A 15,382-nucleotide genomic window follows, 5' to 3' on the forward strand; every position below is an offset into this window, starting at 1 on the left:
AAAGGAGACAAAATGAGTCAACAACCGGATACCAGTCTGACTGGTTTTTACAAAGTCATGAGTCCCAAGGAGAAGAAAACCTTTTGGGGTTGCTTCTTAGGCTGGGCATTAGACGGCATGGACTTCATGATTTACCCTTTAGTAATTGGAACCATTATTGCAGTATGGCAGGTTGATCGGGGTATGGCCGGTCTTGCAGTAACCGGAACTCTTTTGGCCTCTGCTTTTGGTGGATGGTTTGCGGGTTATTTGGCTGATCGAATCGGTCGTGTCCGCACTCTTCAGTTCACGATTCTTTGGTTCTCTAGTTTTAGTTTGATTTGTGCATTCACACAAGACTTTAATCAGCTCATGATTGCTCGCGCACTCTTGGGTTTTGGTTTCGGTGGTGAGTGGGCAGCTGGTGCAGTATTGATGGGCGAGACTATTCGTGCTGAATATCGTGGTCGCGCTGTAGGTACTGTGCAATCCGCGTGGGCAGTAGGTTGGGGCGCTGCAGTTCTCTTGCAAGCCATTATGTTTAGCTTGCTTCCTGCTGATATGGCATGGCGCGCAATGTTTGTTGTGGGCTTCTTCCCCGCATTACTTTTGCTCTATATCCGACGTAATGTAGAGGAGCCTGAGATTGCGAAGATTGCTCGTGAAAAAGTAGAGGCGGCGGGTGATTCACCATCTATTTTTGAAATCTTTAAGCCTGGTATTTTAAAAACAACCATCCTTGCTTCTTTGTTGACCATGGGTGCACAAGGTGGTTACTACGCCATTACCACTTGGGTGCCAACCTTCCTCAAGGCTGAGCGCAAGTTGACAGTGGTTGGTTCCACTGGTTACTTGGCATTCTTAATTGTTGGTAGTTTTGTTGGTTATTTAGTTGGCGCTTGGATGGCTGATCGTTTTGGTCGCCGGAAACTCTTTATGACTTTCTCATTGGGCGCAATTGTTTTAGTATTGGCTTATACCCAATTAGAAATCACGAATGAAATGATGATGTGGCTTGGTTTTCCTCTAGGATTTTTTGCCAGCGGTTATTTCTCAGGTATGGGTGCATTTTTAACTGAGCTATTCCCAACACGTTTGCGTGGGTCTGGTCAGGGCTTTTGCTACAACTTTGGTCGTGGTATCGGCGCCTTATTCCCGGCTTTAGTTGGTTACTTCTCAGCTCAATATGGATTGGCCATGGCGATTGCGATCTTTGCAGTCATTGCTTACGGTGTTTTCTTTATAGCTGCAGTAATTCTTCCCGAAACTAAGGGGCGCGAATTGCAGGCCAACTAACGGTTATCTGTGACAAAAAAAGATATTCCGTTTTGCCCAGGACCGCCCGATCATCAGAGTGGTCCTTTTTCTTTTAAGATGCCTTTTGGTGCCGTAGACACGCATGCACACGTCATTAGTGCTGCTAGTTTTGTGTCTGATCGTTCTTACACCTCTCCTGAGGCAACAGAGGAGCAATACATCCGAATGCTTGATGAGGTTGGGATGACCTATGGCGTGCTAATTCAAGTCAGTGTGAATGGTCAAGATAACGAGCCAATGCTGATGTCGTTGAAAAATCATCTCAATCGCTTGCGTGGAGTTGCTGTACCGTTGCTTGGTCAAGCCGATTCTTATTACCAGCGAATGAAAGATGCCGGCGTAGTGGGTATTCGTATGAATCTCATGTTTTCCGGTGGTGGTTTAGATATCTCCAGCCTTGAAGAATGTGATGCACTAGCAAGAGACTGGGGATGGCATATTCAATTTTTGTTAGATGCAAATGGTCTTCCAGCGTTAATGCCGCGCATGCAAAAGCTAAAGTCCACGCTAGTGGTTGATCACATGGGCTACTTAAGAACTTCTGTTGGTCTGGATTCACCTGGTTTTAAAGCACTCGTTGATTTGGTACGAGAGAGGGCATGGGTCAAGGTGTCAGGTGCATACCGATTAACTGATCAAGCGCCCCCTTATCCAGATGTGGCCCCTTATGCAATGGCATTAATTGACGCTGCACCAGATCGTTGCGTTTGGGGTTCTGATTGGCCGCATGTAGCCAATTGGGGCGTTATGCCAACGGTGGCGCAGATGCTTGAAAGCCTTGCTTTGTATGCGCCAGAGGAGTCCATGCGCAATCGCATCCTCTGCGCTAATCCGCAGAAGCTTTATTTTTCATAATGTGAAATTCCATTACGCTTCGTAAAATTCAGCCTAGTATGTATTCCCCCGCTTCATTCCAATCAGTGAATACTGATTCCACATAGTAAAAATAAGAATATAAGTTATTGAATTTAAATAACTAAATATTTTTAAAAATATCTCAGATTTCTCTTGCGTGCCTTATCGAACTGTCTAAACTCTTATATAAGACATAAGACTTGAATGGGTCTTAAAGATTTTTAATTTTTGAAGTACTTGTTTAACTTAGGGAGAAAAACATGGCAGATCGCAAAGCAGAAATCGCAGCATTACAAAAAGACTGGGATACCAATCCACGCTGGAAAGGCATTACTCGTGGCTATACAGCTGAGGACGTAGTGCGTCTTCGTGGTTCATTAAAGATTGAGCACACATTAGCTAAGCATGGCGCTGAGCGTCTTTGGGAATTGGTAAATAACGAAGCTTACGTTAACTGTTTAGGTGCTTTGACTGGTGGTCAAGCAATGCAGCAAGTTAAAGCTGGCGTACAAGCAATTTACTTATCTGGTTGGCAGGTTGCTGCTGACGGTAACTCATACGCAGCGATGTATCCAGACCAATCTTTGTATCCAGTAGATTCAGTTCCTAAAATGGTTGAGCGTATTAATAACTCATTCCAACGTGCTGATGAAATCCAAACAGCTAAAGGTATCTACAAAGGTGACGCTGGCTATATTGAATATTTTGCTCCTATCGTTGCTGACGCCGAAGCTGGTTTCGGTGGTGTATTGAATGCATTTGAATTAAGTAAAGCATTGATTAAGCAGGGTGCAGCTGGCGTTCACTTCGAAGACCAATTGTCTTCTGTTAAGAAGTGCGGTCACTTGGGCGGTAAAGTATTGTTACCTACTGCTGAATCTGTTCAGAAATTGATCTCTGCGCGTTTAGCTGCTGACGTTATGGGCGTTTCCACCATCATTTTGGCTCGTACTGATGCAGAAGCCGCTGATTTGTTGACATCTGATTACGATGCAAACGACAAGCCATTCTTGACGGGTGAGCGCACTCCAGAAGGATTCTACAAAACACGTAAGGGCTTGGATCAAGCGATCTCACGTGGTTTAGCTTACGCTGCTTATGCTGATATGGTTTGGTGTGAAACTGGTACTCCTGACCTTGAGTTTGCTCGTCAGTTTGCCGAGGCAATTCGTGCGAAGTTCCCAGGCAAGATGTTGGCTTACAACTGCTCACCTTCCTTCAACTGGAAGAAAAACTTGGACGACGCAACCATTGCTAAATTCCAGCGTGAATTAGGCGCAATGGGTTACAAGTATCAGTTCATCACATTAGCCGGCATCCACTCTATGTGGTACAACATGTTCGACTTAGCGCAAGACTACATGCAACGCGGTATGACTGCATATATCGAGAAAGTACAAGAGCCAGAATTTGCTGCTCGTGATCGTGGTTACACATTCGTTTCACATCAGCAAGAAGTTGGAACTGGTTACTTCGACGATGTAACTACCGTGATTCAAGGTGGTAAGTCTTCTGTAACAGCACTGACTGGTTCTACTGAAGAAGAGCAGTTCCATTAATCTTTAATAGATCCCTAAGTAGTACGTTGTAAGCAGTAGCACCATACTGCCGCGGCACCTAAATGACCCCACAAGGGTGACTTAGGTGCCGTTTTCGTTTACATTCTTCCCATGACCAATTGCGTACTCTGTAAAGATGATCTTGAGCCCGAAGAGGGGCAACTGATTTGGCGGGGAGATGACTGCCGTGTCATTCTGGTAAACGACCCTGATCTACCTGGTTTCTGTAGGGTGATTTGGAATCGCCATGTGGCCGAGATGACTGATCTGAGCTACGGAGAGCGCGACCATTTAATGACTTTGGTATTTGCCGTTGAAGAGGCAATTCGATTTGTAATGCATCCTGACAAAGTCAATATTGCCGCCTTAGGTAACATGGTTCCCCACATACATTGGCATGTCATTCCACGCTACAAGGACGATGCCTACTTTCCTGGTTCTGTGTGGTCCTCGAGAACTCAGCAGCCTTCTAAGGCGGCATTAGAAGGCAGGAGGGCTCTAGCTGCAAAACTCCCTGATGCAATTCGCTCAGCAATCTCTCAAATGTATTAAATTAGTGGTAAATCAGCAAAAAGCTGAACAGCAGTGCCCATAATAAAAAATAGACGGAGACTTGTAGTGATACAAAAAATGATTCACAGCGTGGCTGATGCTGTGCGAGATATTGCCAGTGGTTCAACCATTTTGGTTTCGGGTTTTGGTGGTGCTGGCTCACCGATGTTCTTATTGGATGCACTGGCAGAGCAAGGCGCTAAAGATCTGACCATTATTAGCAACAATGCGGGTAACTCAGGCATAGGTATATCTAAATTGATCGCCAGAGGACAAGTCAAGAAGATGGTCTGCTCTTTTCCGCGTCAACCAGAATCTGGTGCATTTGATGACTTGTATCGCGCAGGAAAAATAGAATTAGAGCTAGTGCCGCAAGGAACGCTTGCTGAGCGTATTCGGGCGGGTGGTGCCGGTATCGGTGGTTTTTATACCCCTACTGGATTTGGTACGGAGCTTGCCTTGGGAAAAGACACTCGAGTGATTGATGGCGTTAATCATATTTTTGAATTCGCTATCAAAGCTGACTACGCACTCATTAAGGCAGATAAAGGCGATCGATGGGGTAACCTGACCTATCACCGCACAGGTCGTAACTTTGGCCCTATTATGGCTACCGCTGCGCGTTGCACCATTGCACAAGTTAATCAAGTAGTTGAGTTGGGTGATTTGGATCCAGAGGTCATTGTTACCCCAGGAATTTTTGTAAAACGGGTTGTACTTGCTGGGAAAAAATCATGATTGATCTCTCTAAGGTGCAAAAGCGATCTACAGCAGATATTGCTAAGCGGATTGTTCAAGATATTCCAGATGGTGCTCATGTGAATTTAGGGATTGGGCAGCCCATGACTATTTCTAACTATCTCCCATCGGATAAAGAGATTCTGCTGCATTCAGAAAACGGCCTTCTTGGAATGGGTCCTTTAGCTCAAGGTGATGAAATTGATGAGGAGCTGGTAAATGCGGGTAAGCAGCCTGTCACTATGCTCCCTGGTGCATCACTGTGTCATCATGCAGACTCGTTTGTGATGATCCGAGGCGGACATATTGATATCTGCGTTTTAGGTGCTTTTCAGGTTTCCGTAAAAGGGGATATCGCAAATTGGCGCACTGGTGACCCTAAAGCGATTCTGGCTGTTGGTGGTGCAATGGATCTCGCCCTTGGTGCTAAAAAATTATTCGTGATGATGGAGCATTTAACAAAGTCAGGTGAATCTAAGTTGGTGTCTGAATGCACTTATCCATTAACAGCCTTAGCTGCGGTCGATTCTATCTATACAGATCTGGCAACAATTGAAGTTACTCCAGAAGGATTGCTCGCTGTCGATTGGGTGAATGAATTGAGTTTTGAAGAGTTGCAAGAAATCAGTGGGGTCCCACTGATAAATGCAAGGCAATGAGCCAAATCTTTATTGTTCTGATTTTGCAGTCTCTACCATTGGGTAGTATTTTTATTCCTTAGGAGGGTCTATGTCTTTTTCTAAAAATGCCTGTATCGCTGGAATTTATGAGCATCCCCTTCGAGTTGCTCCCAATCATACGGTTGCTCAATTGCATGCTGAAGTTGCCTACGGCGCCCTGCAAGATGCTGGTTTGACATTGAATGATGTTGATGGCTATTTTTGTGCGGGCGACGCTCCAGGAATGGGTCCTGTTTCAATGGCTGATTACTTAGGATTAAAGAACTTAAGTTACCTGGACTCAACTGATACTGGTGGATCGTCTTATTTAACCCATGTAAATCATGCAGCTCGAGCTATCCATGCTGGGCAATGCCGTGTAGCCTTAATTACTTTGGCTGGCCGACCAAAGTCAGAGGGCTCTAGTGGCACCCAAGTGCGTAGCCAATATGCTAGCGCTCCCGATTTTGCTTTTGAAAAACCGTATTCCCCCGCGCCATTAAATACTTATGCCATGTGTGCCATGCGCCATATGTATGAATTCGGAACTACTAGTGAGCAACTAGCTTGGATTAAAGTGGCTGCCTCGCATCATGCGCAGCACAATCCTAATGCGTTATTAAAAGATGTTTTAACTGTTGAAGATGTTTTGAATTCTCCAATGATTGCAGATCCATTGCATCGTGCAGATTGTTGTGTGGTTACCGATAGTGGCGGTGCGCTGGTAGTGGTGCATCCAGACATTGCTAAGACATTGAAGAGGCCTGTGATTACGATGATGGGTGCTGGCGAGTCCACTAAAGGCCAAATGGGCGGCAAGGTTGATTTAACCTATTCTGGTTTAGCATGGGCTGCCCCGCGCGCGTTTGAGGAGGCGAAGTTAACGCCTGAGCAGATTCGATATGCATCAATTTACGATAGCTTCACTATTACCGTTCTGATTCAACTTGAGGATCTGGGATTTTGTAAAAAAGGCGAGGGTGGTCGGTTTGTTGAGGATGGGCAGTTGATTTCCGGGAGGGGGAGGCTAGCTTTTAATACCGATGGCGGTGGTCTTTGCAATAACCACCCTGCAAATCGTGGCGGCATGACAAAGGTCATCGAGGCAGTAAGACAGCTCCGAGGCGAGGCTCATCCCGCGGTGCAGGTACCCAATCTTGAATTTGCTTTAGCGTCCGGTATTGGCGGCGCCTTAGGGACACGCCATGGTGCCGCAACTCTTATTATGGGGAGGTTGTAATGTCAGAAGTAAATCAAGTAGCGCATCATCTGCCTAGTCCAATCATTAATCCAGAAAATCAGGTTTTTTGGCAAGCCGCCCAAAAAGGAAGGCTGGTATTAAAAGTATGCAACTCCTGCAAGGAAGTTCACTACTATCCCCGAACAATTTGTCCTCACTGTGGTGGTAATGACACCGTATGGCTTGATTCTGAAGGGCTTGGTGAAATTTATTCATACACGGTCATGAGGCGTGGAGTAGAGATTCCTTTTGCAATGGCCTATGTTCTTCTTAAAGAAGGCATCTCTTTGCTGACGCACATATGCAATTGCGATTTTGATGCTATTCGTATTGGGCAAAAGGTTCGGGTAGTATTTCAAGAAACTCAGGACGGTCAGAAGACGCATCTATTTGAGCCCTTGGCCTAACTCAAGAATGTATTGCCTACAAGTGTAGCCACCTTCTTGATTGACCTGATCCGATATAGCAAGTAAGGAAGCTAACTGCATCCCCTCAAAAACCAATAGGGAGACCCTTATGAGTCTCCCTATTGGTTTTTACCGCGGCTAAGTACAGTTCAAATTATTCAACTTCAATTTTTGCCTGTTGAGCAACTAACTCCCACTTCTTCTTTTCTGCGGCAATAAAAATTTTGGTATTGGCTGGCGTATCACCCACAGCCCAGCCACCAAGATCTTTCCAACGTTGCTTGATTTCTGGGGTTTCTAGTGCCTTCTTAACCGCTAAGTACAGCTTATCAATGATAGGTTTGGGGGTGCCGGCAGGCACGAATAGGCCAAACCAAGCGGTCACCTCAAAGTTAGGATAACCCGATTGAATCATTGTGGGGACATCAGGCAACTCCGCAACACGATTTTTGCTGGTAACTGCTAAAGCGCGTAATTTTCCAGATTTAATATATTGCATAGAGCTGGGTAGATTGTCTACCATCATGCTAGTTTGGCCAGCAAGAAGATCTGCCAATGCGGGACCAGCCCCCTTATAGGGCACATGAATAATGTCAATGCCAGCCTGAGTTCTGAACAATTCCCCGGACATATGGATTGACTGACCACGGCCGGATGATGCAAACGAATATTTGCCGGGATTGGCTTTGGCTAATGCCACAAGCTCGGCTACCGTTTTAGCAGGAACCTCTGGATTTACTACCAATACATTTGGATTGGCAATCACAATCGTTATCGGCTCCATATCTTCCATTTTGTATGGAAGATTTTTATAGAGACTGTAGTTGATTGCATTTGGGCCAATATTGCCCATCGCCATCGTATAACCATCTGCTGGTGCGGCAAGTAGTGCTTGAATGCCAATGATGCCTGCTCCACCTGCTTTATTTTCCACAATCACGGTCTGACCGAGCTCTTTACCTAGCAAATCAGACAACGCGCGCGAGGCAATATCGGTGGTTCCACCTGGAGCCGCAGTCACAATAATTTTGATCGGCTTATTAGGAAAGGGTTGAGCTAAGGCTGACTGACTCGCTAATATGGGCGCTACGAATAAGAAAGTACTAAATAAACATGCACGTCTAACAAAATTCAGTCTAAACATAGGTGTCTCCAACGCGGGTCGGTGTAATAGTGATAAGGGGATCTTGAAAGCCCGCTTGCTAAATACTAAACACATATTGCTATTCATTCAATCCTCCGATAATAAATTTCTGGGTACGGCGGTAGGATGATTACCCTAAGTACTAGTAAGTCAGAGCCCCTCAGGCTGTATCAGTCCTAGCTGAAATACATCATTACCTAAAGATAATTTTGCTCTGTTGTTAGGTTAGCTTTTTTAGAGCCTCTAGATATTTCTCTGGGTTAAGTGACTGCCCTTCACGCTGTGCTTCCCACATCACTTGCCCTAAGCATTCCATCATGACGTGTTGTGCTTCATGCATTGAACCTAGTTTTTGTGACAGCTTATCTGCAATCTCTTTAATGCCTGGCGGCTGATTGATTGAGATCTGCTCACTAATCGAAAGGTGCATCGACAAATGCAAGAAGGGGTTGGTTTCGCCACGTTCCGGAGTGTAGTCCTGAGCAAGAGCACCCTCTGGATCCTTGAGTAAGTCGTGGTATTCGGGATGCTCAACCATCCAATCACTTGCGAGCGTCTCCATTGGATCGAGAATATGATTCTCGATCTTCTTTTTCCAGGTATCACAGAAAAAGCGCCGCACTTCTTCACGAGTTGGATTAAATATCGCCACGCACTTTTCCTTTACCAGTTTTTTGTTTGAAGCCGCATAGAGGCTCTACGATGCATTCCGCACAATCCGGATTGCGCGCTTTACAAGTATATCTACCATGCAAAATTAGCCAATGATGAGCGTCTAATAGGTATTCCTTTGGTACGCGCTTGAGCAATTGCTCTTCCACTTTGACTACATCTTTGCCTGGTGCTAGGCCTGTTCGGTTTGATACTCTAAAGATATGCGTATCAACTGCAATAGTAGGTTGCCCAAAAGCAGTATTCAAAATGACGTTCGCAGTCTTTCTGCCAACACCTGGAAGAGCTTCTAATTCTTCACGGGTTTGAGGAACTTCACCACCATGTTTTTCCAGGAGCAGTCGACAGGTCTCCTGAATATGTTTGCCTTTGGAGTTGAATAAGCCGATATGTTGAATATAGGGTCTAACACCTTCTTCACCAAGGTCTAATAGGGCTTGTGGCGTATTGGCGACTTTATAGAGTTTGCGTGTTCCCTTATTTACAGACACGTCAGTCGCTTGCGCGGATAGCAGCACTGCAATTAATAACTCAAATGGCGAGCTATATTCTAGTTCGGTTTCCGGCTTAGGATTATTGGCTTTTAGCTGCTCAAAAAAAGCACGACGCTTTTCTAGATTCATCATTTCTTTTGTTGGGCTCTTGCGATAGCTGCAGCAATGATGGCGCGTTTGCGCTCTTGTTCTTTTAATTCATTATCAGAGGTAGGAATTTCTGCATTAACCGCAGATAATTTTGCAGCAGCCTTTTTGGCTAAGCGATCATCATTATCCTTTTGCTCTCTATCAAGACGATGTTCGCGATCGTGATAACGCTTACGAGAGGCATCAGCTAAATCCTGAGACCAGGCCTCCCAGCCAGTTTTATTTTCAGTGACATCAATCATGCTGATGCAATCGACTGGGCAGGGCGGAATGCAAAGATCGCAACCAGTGCACCACTCAGTCAGAACCACATGCATCTGTTTGGACGCCCCAACGATCGCATCAACAGGACACGCCTGAATACATAGAGTGCAGCCAATACACTTTTGAGGATCAATGAAAGCAACCGGTCTAGGACGCTCAATCCCGCACTCTGGATCAATGGTTGGATGAAGATCGAAAGCATCTTGTGGGTAAATAGATATCAGCACCTTACTCAGGCGCTGAATACCTTCAATGCCGCCAGGAGGACATCGATTGGGTAGTGCATTTCCAGAGGCCATCGCTTCTGCATAGCCGCGGCAATCCGGATAGCCACACTTAGTGCACTGCGTTTGCGGAAGAATGTCCTCAAGCTGATCAATGAGCTTATTCGTCTGACTCATAAAAATTACTTCTGGAGATCTCCTTAAAATTAAAGGCCCCGAAGAGCCCTTAATTTATGCAGACTTAGTGGTCCGAGTAGCTGTTTTTTTCGTATTTTGATGTTCACGAATAAACGTTTTGATTTTCGGATATACCTTTTCGCGCCAACGACGACCAGCGAAGATGCCATAGTGACCAGCACCAGCAACTTCATAGTGATCTTTGTTCTCTTTTGAGATGCCGGTACACAAACCATGTGCAGAACGTGTTTGACCGCTTCCAGAGATGTCGTCTAATTCACCTTCAATAGTGAGCAGAGCAGTCTTATTAATGTCTTCTGGCTTTACGAGTTCACCAGCAACTTTCCAAGTGCCATTAGGTAATGAATAGTCTTGGAAAACAGTCTTGATGGTGTCTAAGTAGAATTTAGAATCTAAATCTAATACCGCGTTGTACTCGTCGTAGAAGCGGATATGAGATTCAGCATCCTGTTCGTCACCACGTACTAAATTTTGGAAGAAATCCCAATGGGATTGCAGATGGTTTTGCGGGTTCATGGCGATAAAGCCGGTATGTTGCAAGAATCCTGGGTAAACACGACGACCAGCGCCGGGGTAGTTAGGCGGCACGTTATAAATTACGTGACTCTTGAACCACTCATATGATTTCTGATCTGCTAAGTTATTAACAGCAGTCGGTGACTTGCGTGCATCAATTGGGCCGCCCATCATGATCATAGAACTGGGGGTTTCTTCACCAGCAGAAGCCATCAGTGAGATTGCTCCTAAAGTTGGAACAGTGGGCTGACAAACAGATATCACATGTAGATCTTTTGCGCCGATAGTGCGAATAAATTCTTGTACATAATGAACGTAGTCATCCAGACCAAATTCTCCATCTTCTACAGGCACTAATCGAGCATCGATCCAATCGGTGATGTAAACCTTGTGGTCTTGCAAGAGGGTGCGTACGGTGTCGCGCAATAAAGTGGCATGGTGACCAGACATTGGAGCAACAACTAGTACGGTTGGATCTTCTTTGAGGCTCTTGATGGTTTCCACATCATCAGAAAATCGCTTAAAGCGAATCAGGTTACAGAAAGGTTTTGAGATGACCGTTCTTTCATGAATTGCAACTTCATGACCATATGCCTTAACAGAGCGAATACCAAATTCCGGTTTTTTGTAATCCTTGCCCAAGCGATAGAGGAGTTCGTAGCTGGCAGCCAATCGATCTGATCCCGGAATCTTGGACGCAGGATTGGAAGCATTGATAAAAGCTTCTGAAGCAGCGCGTGCCCATGAACTAACTGGTTGAAGTAAGGCTTTTTGAAATTCGTGTAACTGATATAGCATGCTACCTCCGGTAATTCAGTGTATCCGCTTATTTCGCTTTAATTAAGCCAATACGCGGGCGATTGCTTTAGCCACTTTATCAATATTTTTGGTATTAAGGGCTGCAACACAAATGCGTCCAGTCGAAAGGGCATAAATGCCATCCTCTTTCTGTAAGCGCTCAACTTGCTCAGCCGTTAAGCCTGAGTAAGAAAACATGCCACGTTGCTTCTCGATAAAAGCGAAATCTTGCTTTACACCAGCAGCAGCGAGTTTTTCGACGAGACCTTGACGCATCGCTTTAATACGGTCACGCATTTCAGCCAACTCATCTTCCCAGAGCTTGCGTAATTCTGGCGAATTCAAAACAGCAGCCGCAATTGCAGCGCCATGAGTTGGAGGGTTGGAATAGTTTGTACGAATCACGCGCTTTAATTGTGAAAGCACGCGAGTAGATTCATCTTTGTCTTGTGTAACGATAGACAAGGCGCCAACACGCTCACCATAGAGTGAGAATGATTTGGAGAAAGAACTAGAAACAAAGAAAGACATGCCTGATGCAGCAAAGAGACGAACTGCAATACCGTCTTGCTCAATGCCATCAGCAAAGCCTTGGTAAGCCATATCTAAGAAGGGGATCAGACCTTTGTTCTTACAGATGTCAATTACTTGGCGCCATTGCGCTTCGGTAATATCTGCACCAGTTGGGTTGTGGCAGCAAGCATGCAACAAGACAGTCGTGTCCTTTGGGAAAGACTCTAAAGATTTCACCATGCCATCAAAATCTACGCCACGTGTTTTGCCGTCGAAGTAGGTGTATTCAACCACTGCAAAGCCGGCGGATTCAAAAATGCCGCGGTGGTTTTCCCAGGTGGGATTGCTAATGGCGCATGGTGCGTTTAAGTTCAGGCGTTTAATAAAGTCAGCACCAACACGTAATGCACCTGTTCCACCAAGGCATTCAGCTGTTACAACGCGGCCATCTTTAATGAGTGCGGAGTCGGCGCCAAACAATAAATTTTGCACTGCACTGTTGTATGGGTTTGGACCTTCAATTGGGATGTAGCTACGAGGGGAGTGCTTCGCAACAATTGCCTCTTCCGCTTTCATGACTGCCTTGAGAAGTGGTACCTTGCCTTCGTCTGTGTAGTACACGCCAACACCTAAATTCACTTTGTCAGCACGCTGGTCTGCAACGTAGGCTTCTGTGAGGCCGAAAATAGGATCTTTAGGGGCTAATTGAACTGAGGCAAACAGGGTCATTTGAGGTCGAAATTGGTAGTTAGGGGTTGATTGGGGGTGGTTTAGCTTGTCGTTGACGTTAAATTCAGTTTAATTGTCGGTTTTTGAGGCCAGAATCAACTATTTCCTAAGAAAAACGGCAAAATCATTGTTTGTACAAAATTCTCTGTGAAGAAGTCTCACAGGTGAAATGATAGCCGAGATGCCCCCTAAGTTGCCTAAAACTGGTCCAAATTCTGAAGTAAAAGTGGTAAATAAAAGCCCTGCGGCAGATCCGTTGGGTGAGGTTGGTCACGACCTCGATCCGGCTAAGTTTGTGACCTTCCCGGACTCCCCTTATTTCCTCTATCAGCCATTTGCCCCCGCTGGAGACCAGCCCCAGGCGATAGATGCCCTGGTTGAAGGTATTGAGGATGGATTGACCTTTCAGACCCTTCTAGGGGTTACTGGGTCTGGAAAGACCTTCACGATGGCCAATGTCATTGCTAGAACAGGTCGTCCAGCCATCATTTTTGCCCCCAATAAGACCTTAGCGGCCCAGCTTTATAGCGAATTTAGGGAGTTTTTCCCGAAAAACGCAGTTGAGTACTTTGTTAGTTATTACGACTATTACCAGCCTGAGGCCTATGTTCCTCAGCGTGACCTCTTTATTGAAAAAGACTCCTCCATTAACGAACACATCGAACAGATGCGTTTATCGGCAACAAAGAGTTTATTGGAGCGTCGTGACGTCATCATTGTTGCAACCGTATCGGCAATTTACGGTATTGGTAACCCTGGCGACTATCACAGCATGGTGATGACATTACGTCCGGGTGACAAGATGAGTCAGCGCGATATTTTGATGCGCCTCATTGCGATGCAGTATGACCGTAATGAGATAGATTTCAAGCGCGGTGTATTTAGAGTGCGCGGTGACACAATTGATATTTTCCCTGCTGAGCATAATGAGTTAGCAGTGCGCGTTGAACTCTTTGATGATGTGATTGAGAGCTTGCAGTTCTTTGATCCGCTGACTGGAAAGATTCGTCAAAAAATTCCACGCTTTACTGTGTACCCGAGTTCGCATTACGTAACGCCACGTGATACTGTTTTGAAAGCAATTGAAACTATTAAAACAGAGTTGCGTACTCGCTTAGATGAGTTTGTTAAAGACGGCAAACTAGTTGAAGCCCAACGCCTCGAGCAACGCACGCGTTTTGATTTAGAGATGCTCAATGAGTTAGGTTTTTGCAAAGGGATTGAGAATTATTCCCGTCACCTATCTGGCGCCGCGCCAGGCGAAGCGCCGCCGACGCTGGTGGACTACCTGCCCAATGATGCTCTGATGTTCTTAGACGAGAGCCATGTACTAATTGGACAGCTCAATGCCATGTACAACGGGGATAAATCTCGAAAACATACATTGGTGGAGTTCGGTTTTAGGTTGCCTTCGGCAATGGATAATCGTCCACTCAAATTTACTGAGTTTGAAACCAAGATGCGTCAAACCATTTTTGTTTCAGCAACTCCTGCTGATTACGAGAAAGAGCATCAAGGACAAGTGGTTGAGCAGGTTGCAAGACCAACGGGATTAGTGGATCCTGAGATTGAAGTTCTACCAGCAAGTACACAGGTAGACGATTTGTTAGATCAAATTCATGCGCGCGTCAAAGTACATGAGCGAGTTCTAGTAACTGTATTGACCAAGCGAATGGCTGAGCAATTAACAGACTATCTTTCCGATAATGGTGTCAAGGTACGTTATGTTCACTCAGATATCGATACAGTGGAGCGTGTAGAAATACTGCGTGACTTGCGTTTAGGCGTCTTCGATGTATTGGTTGGCATTAATTTATTGCGCGAAGGTTTGGATATTCCCGAGGTATCCCTGGTCGCAATCCTGGATGCTGATAAAGAAGGCTTCTTGCGTTCAGAACGTAGCTTGATTCAAACCATTGGTCGTGCTGCACGTAACGTGCGCGGCAAAGCGATTTTGTATGCTGATCGAATCACAGACTCTATGAAGCGCGCAATGGGGGAGACCGAAAGACGGCGAACCAAGCAAATAGCATTCAATAAGCTTCATGGGATTGAGCCTAAGGGCGTCAAAAAGCGCATTAAGGACATTATTGATGGCGTCTATGACGTCAAAGAGAAGCGTCAGGAGATGCAGGTTGAGCAAGAGCGGGCTCACTATGAAGATATGGGCGAGAAGGACCTAGCATCTGAAATCAAGCGTCTAGAGAAGCAAATGAACGCTGAAGCCAAGAATTTGGAGTTTGAAAAGGCTGCCAGCACCCGGGATAGGCTTACTAAGGTGAAAGAAATGGCTTTTGGGGCTAGGTCTAGGGACTCCGTTTAACAATTGATTGGCTAATTCCTGGCTTGTACTGAGGTTTTTTGGGGTAATTCC

General features: G+C 45.5%; 15 protein-coding genes. 9 read left to right on the forward strand and 6 right to left on the reverse strand.

All coding sequences use genetic code 11. The features are described 5' to 3' along the window. Positions 1 to 12: 12 nt before the first annotated feature. The 8 genes from ICN48_RS00465 (at position 13) to ICN48_RS00500 (ending at position 7,306) form a co-directional block, all read left to right on the forward strand. Positions 13 to 1,275: an MFS transporter gene (locus tag ICN48_RS00465; protein WP_216151803.1), complete on the forward strand. Its 1,263-nt coding sequence runs from the start codon at positions 13 to 15 to the stop codon at positions 1,273 to 1,275. 9 nt (positions 1,276 to 1,284) lie between these two features. Next, entirely contained in the window at positions 1,285 to 2,151 is an 867-nt protein-coding gene (locus tag ICN48_RS00470; RefSeq protein WP_370624113.1) for an amidohydrolase, read from the forward strand. A gap of 260 nt (positions 2,152 to 2,411) precedes the next feature. Then, complete coding sequence (gene aceA / locus ICN48_RS00475) at positions 2,412 to 3,710, forward strand: isocitrate lyase (protein ID WP_215354246.1); 1,299 nt, start codon at positions 2,412 to 2,414, stop codon at positions 3,708 to 3,710. Between the two features lie 111 nt (positions 3,711 to 3,821). Next, positions 3,822 to 4,262 carry an HIT family protein gene (locus tag ICN48_RS00480; RefSeq protein WP_216151804.1) on the forward strand — a complete coding sequence of 147 codons (441 nt, stop codon included), beginning with the start codon at positions 3,822 to 3,824 and terminating at the stop codon, positions 4,260 to 4,262. A 66-nt stretch (positions 4,263 to 4,328) separates the two neighbouring features. Next, positions 4,329 to 5,000 carry a 3-oxoacid CoA-transferase subunit A gene (locus tag ICN48_RS00485; RefSeq protein WP_216151805.1) on the forward strand — a complete coding sequence of 224 codons (672 nt, stop codon included), beginning with the start codon at positions 4,329 to 4,331 and terminating at the stop codon, positions 4,998 to 5,000. Further along, positions 4,997 to 5,659 (forward strand): 3-oxoacid CoA-transferase subunit B, encoded by a 663-nt coding sequence (locus tag ICN48_RS00490; RefSeq protein ID WP_216151806.1) that lies wholly within the window; start codon positions 4,997 to 4,999, stop codon positions 5,657 to 5,659. Before ICN48_RS00485 ends, ICN48_RS00490 begins: the two co-directional genes overlap by 4 nt. 70 nt (positions 5,660 to 5,729) lie before the next feature. After that, entirely contained in the window at positions 5,730 to 6,899 is a 1,170-nt protein-coding gene (locus ICN48_RS00495) for a thiolase domain-containing protein (protein ID WP_216151807.1), read from the forward strand. Further along, on the forward strand, positions 6,899 to 7,306 hold the full coding sequence (locus ICN48_RS00500; protein WP_216151808.1) for a Zn-ribbon domain-containing OB-fold protein: 408 nt from the start codon (positions 6,899 to 6,901) through the stop codon (positions 7,304 to 7,306). The genes ICN48_RS00495 and ICN48_RS00500 overlap by 1 nt, the downstream gene beginning before the upstream one ends. A 154-nt stretch (positions 7,307 to 7,460) precedes the next feature. On the opposite strand, the gene ICN48_RS00505 is transcribed toward ICN48_RS00500, so the two are convergent. From ICN48_RS00505 to ICN48_RS00530, 6 genes are all read right to left on the reverse strand, one after another. Beyond that, positions 7,461 to 8,450, reverse strand: coding sequence for a tripartite tricarboxylate transporter substrate binding protein (locus ICN48_RS00505; protein WP_216151809.1), 990 nt, complete (start codon positions 8,448 to 8,450; stop codon positions 7,461 to 7,463). Positions 8,451 to 8,670: 220 nt separating this feature from the next. Then, positions 8,671 to 9,096, reverse strand: coding sequence for a DUF1841 family protein (locus ICN48_RS00510; protein WP_216152058.1), 426 nt, complete (start codon positions 9,094 to 9,096; stop codon positions 8,671 to 8,673). Continuing rightward, complete coding sequence (nth, locus tag ICN48_RS00515; protein ID WP_216152057.1) at positions 9,089 to 9,745, reverse strand: endonuclease III; 657 nt, start codon at positions 9,743 to 9,745, stop codon at positions 9,089 to 9,091. The genes ICN48_RS00510 and nth overlap by 8 nt, the downstream gene beginning before the upstream one ends. After that, positions 9,745 to 10,431 carry an electron transport complex subunit RsxB gene (rsxB, locus tag ICN48_RS00520; RefSeq protein ID WP_216151810.1) on the reverse strand — a complete coding sequence of 229 codons (687 nt, stop codon included), beginning with the start codon at positions 10,429 to 10,431 and terminating at the stop codon, positions 9,745 to 9,747. The genes nth and rsxB overlap by 1 nt, the downstream gene beginning before the upstream one ends. Positions 10,432 to 10,485: 54 nt before the next feature. Continuing rightward, positions 10,486 to 11,766 carry a polyhydroxyalkanoate depolymerase gene (locus ICN48_RS00525; protein WP_216151811.1) on the reverse strand — a complete coding sequence of 427 codons (1,281 nt, stop codon included), beginning with the start codon at positions 11,764 to 11,766 and terminating at the stop codon, positions 10,486 to 10,488. A gap of 42 nt (positions 11,767 to 11,808) precedes the next feature. Continuing rightward, positions 11,809 to 13,008: an amino acid aminotransferase gene (locus tag ICN48_RS00530; protein WP_216151812.1), complete on the reverse strand. Its 1,200-nt coding sequence runs from the start codon at positions 13,006 to 13,008 to the stop codon at positions 11,809 to 11,811. A gap of 169 nt (positions 13,009 to 13,177) precedes the next feature. Here ICN48_RS00530 and uvrB point away from each other — a divergent pair, with 169 nt between their 5' ends. After that, positions 13,178 to 15,331 (forward strand): excinuclease ABC subunit UvrB, encoded by a 2,154-nt coding sequence (gene uvrB / locus ICN48_RS00535; RefSeq protein ID WP_255539393.1) that lies wholly within the window; start codon positions 13,178 to 13,180, stop codon positions 15,329 to 15,331. Positions 15,332 to 15,382: the final 51 nt, after the last annotated feature.

This window comes from Polynucleobacter sp. JS-Safj-400b-B2, assembly GCF_018881975.1.
Lineage (GTDB): Bacteria > Pseudomonadota > Gammaproteobacteria > Burkholderiales > Burkholderiaceae > Polynucleobacter.

Excerpts from the sequence above, each read along its gene's own strand:
- ICN48_RS00465 (WP_216151803.1), top strand. The coding sequence starts at position 13 with ATGAGTCAACAACCGGATACCAGTCTGACTGGTTTTTACAAAGTCATG.
- aceA (WP_215354246.1), top strand. The coding sequence starts at position 2,412 with ATGGCAGATCGCAAAGCAGAAATCGCAGCATTACAAAAAGACTGGGAT.
- ICN48_RS00480 (WP_216151804.1), top strand. The coding sequence starts at position 3,822 with ATGACCAATTGCGTACTCTGTAAAGATGATCTTGAGCCCGAAGAGGGG.
- ICN48_RS00490 (WP_216151806.1), top strand. The coding sequence starts at position 4,997 with ATGATTGATCTCTCTAAGGTGCAAAAGCGATCTACAGCAGATATTGCT.
- ICN48_RS00495 (WP_216151807.1), top strand. The coding sequence starts at position 5,730 with ATGTCTTTTTCTAAAAATGCCTGTATCGCTGGAATTTATGAGCATCCC.
- ICN48_RS00500 (WP_216151808.1), top strand. The coding sequence starts at position 6,899 with ATGTCAGAAGTAAATCAAGTAGCGCATCATCTGCCTAGTCCAATCATT.
- ICN48_RS00505 (WP_216151809.1), bottom strand. The coding sequence starts at position 8,450 with ATGTTTAGACTGAATTTTGTTAGACGTGCATGTTTATTTAGTACTTTC.
- nth (WP_216152057.1), bottom strand. The coding sequence starts at position 9,745 with ATGAATCTAGAAAAGCGTCGTGCTTTTTTTGAGCAGCTAAAAGCCAAT.
- rsxB (WP_216151810.1), bottom strand. The coding sequence starts at position 10,431 with ATGAGTCAGACGAATAAGCTCATTGATCAGCTTGAGGACATTCTTCCG.
- ICN48_RS00525 (WP_216151811.1), bottom strand. The coding sequence starts at position 11,766 with ATGCTATATCAGTTACACGAATTTCAAAAAGCCTTACTTCAACCAGTT.
- ICN48_RS00530 (WP_216151812.1), bottom strand. The coding sequence starts at position 13,008 with ATGACCCTGTTTGCCTCAGTTCAATTAGCCCCTAAAGATCCTATTTTC.
- uvrB (WP_255539393.1), top strand. The coding sequence starts at position 13,178 with ATGATAGCCGAGATGCCCCCTAAGTTGCCTAAAACTGGTCCAAATTCT.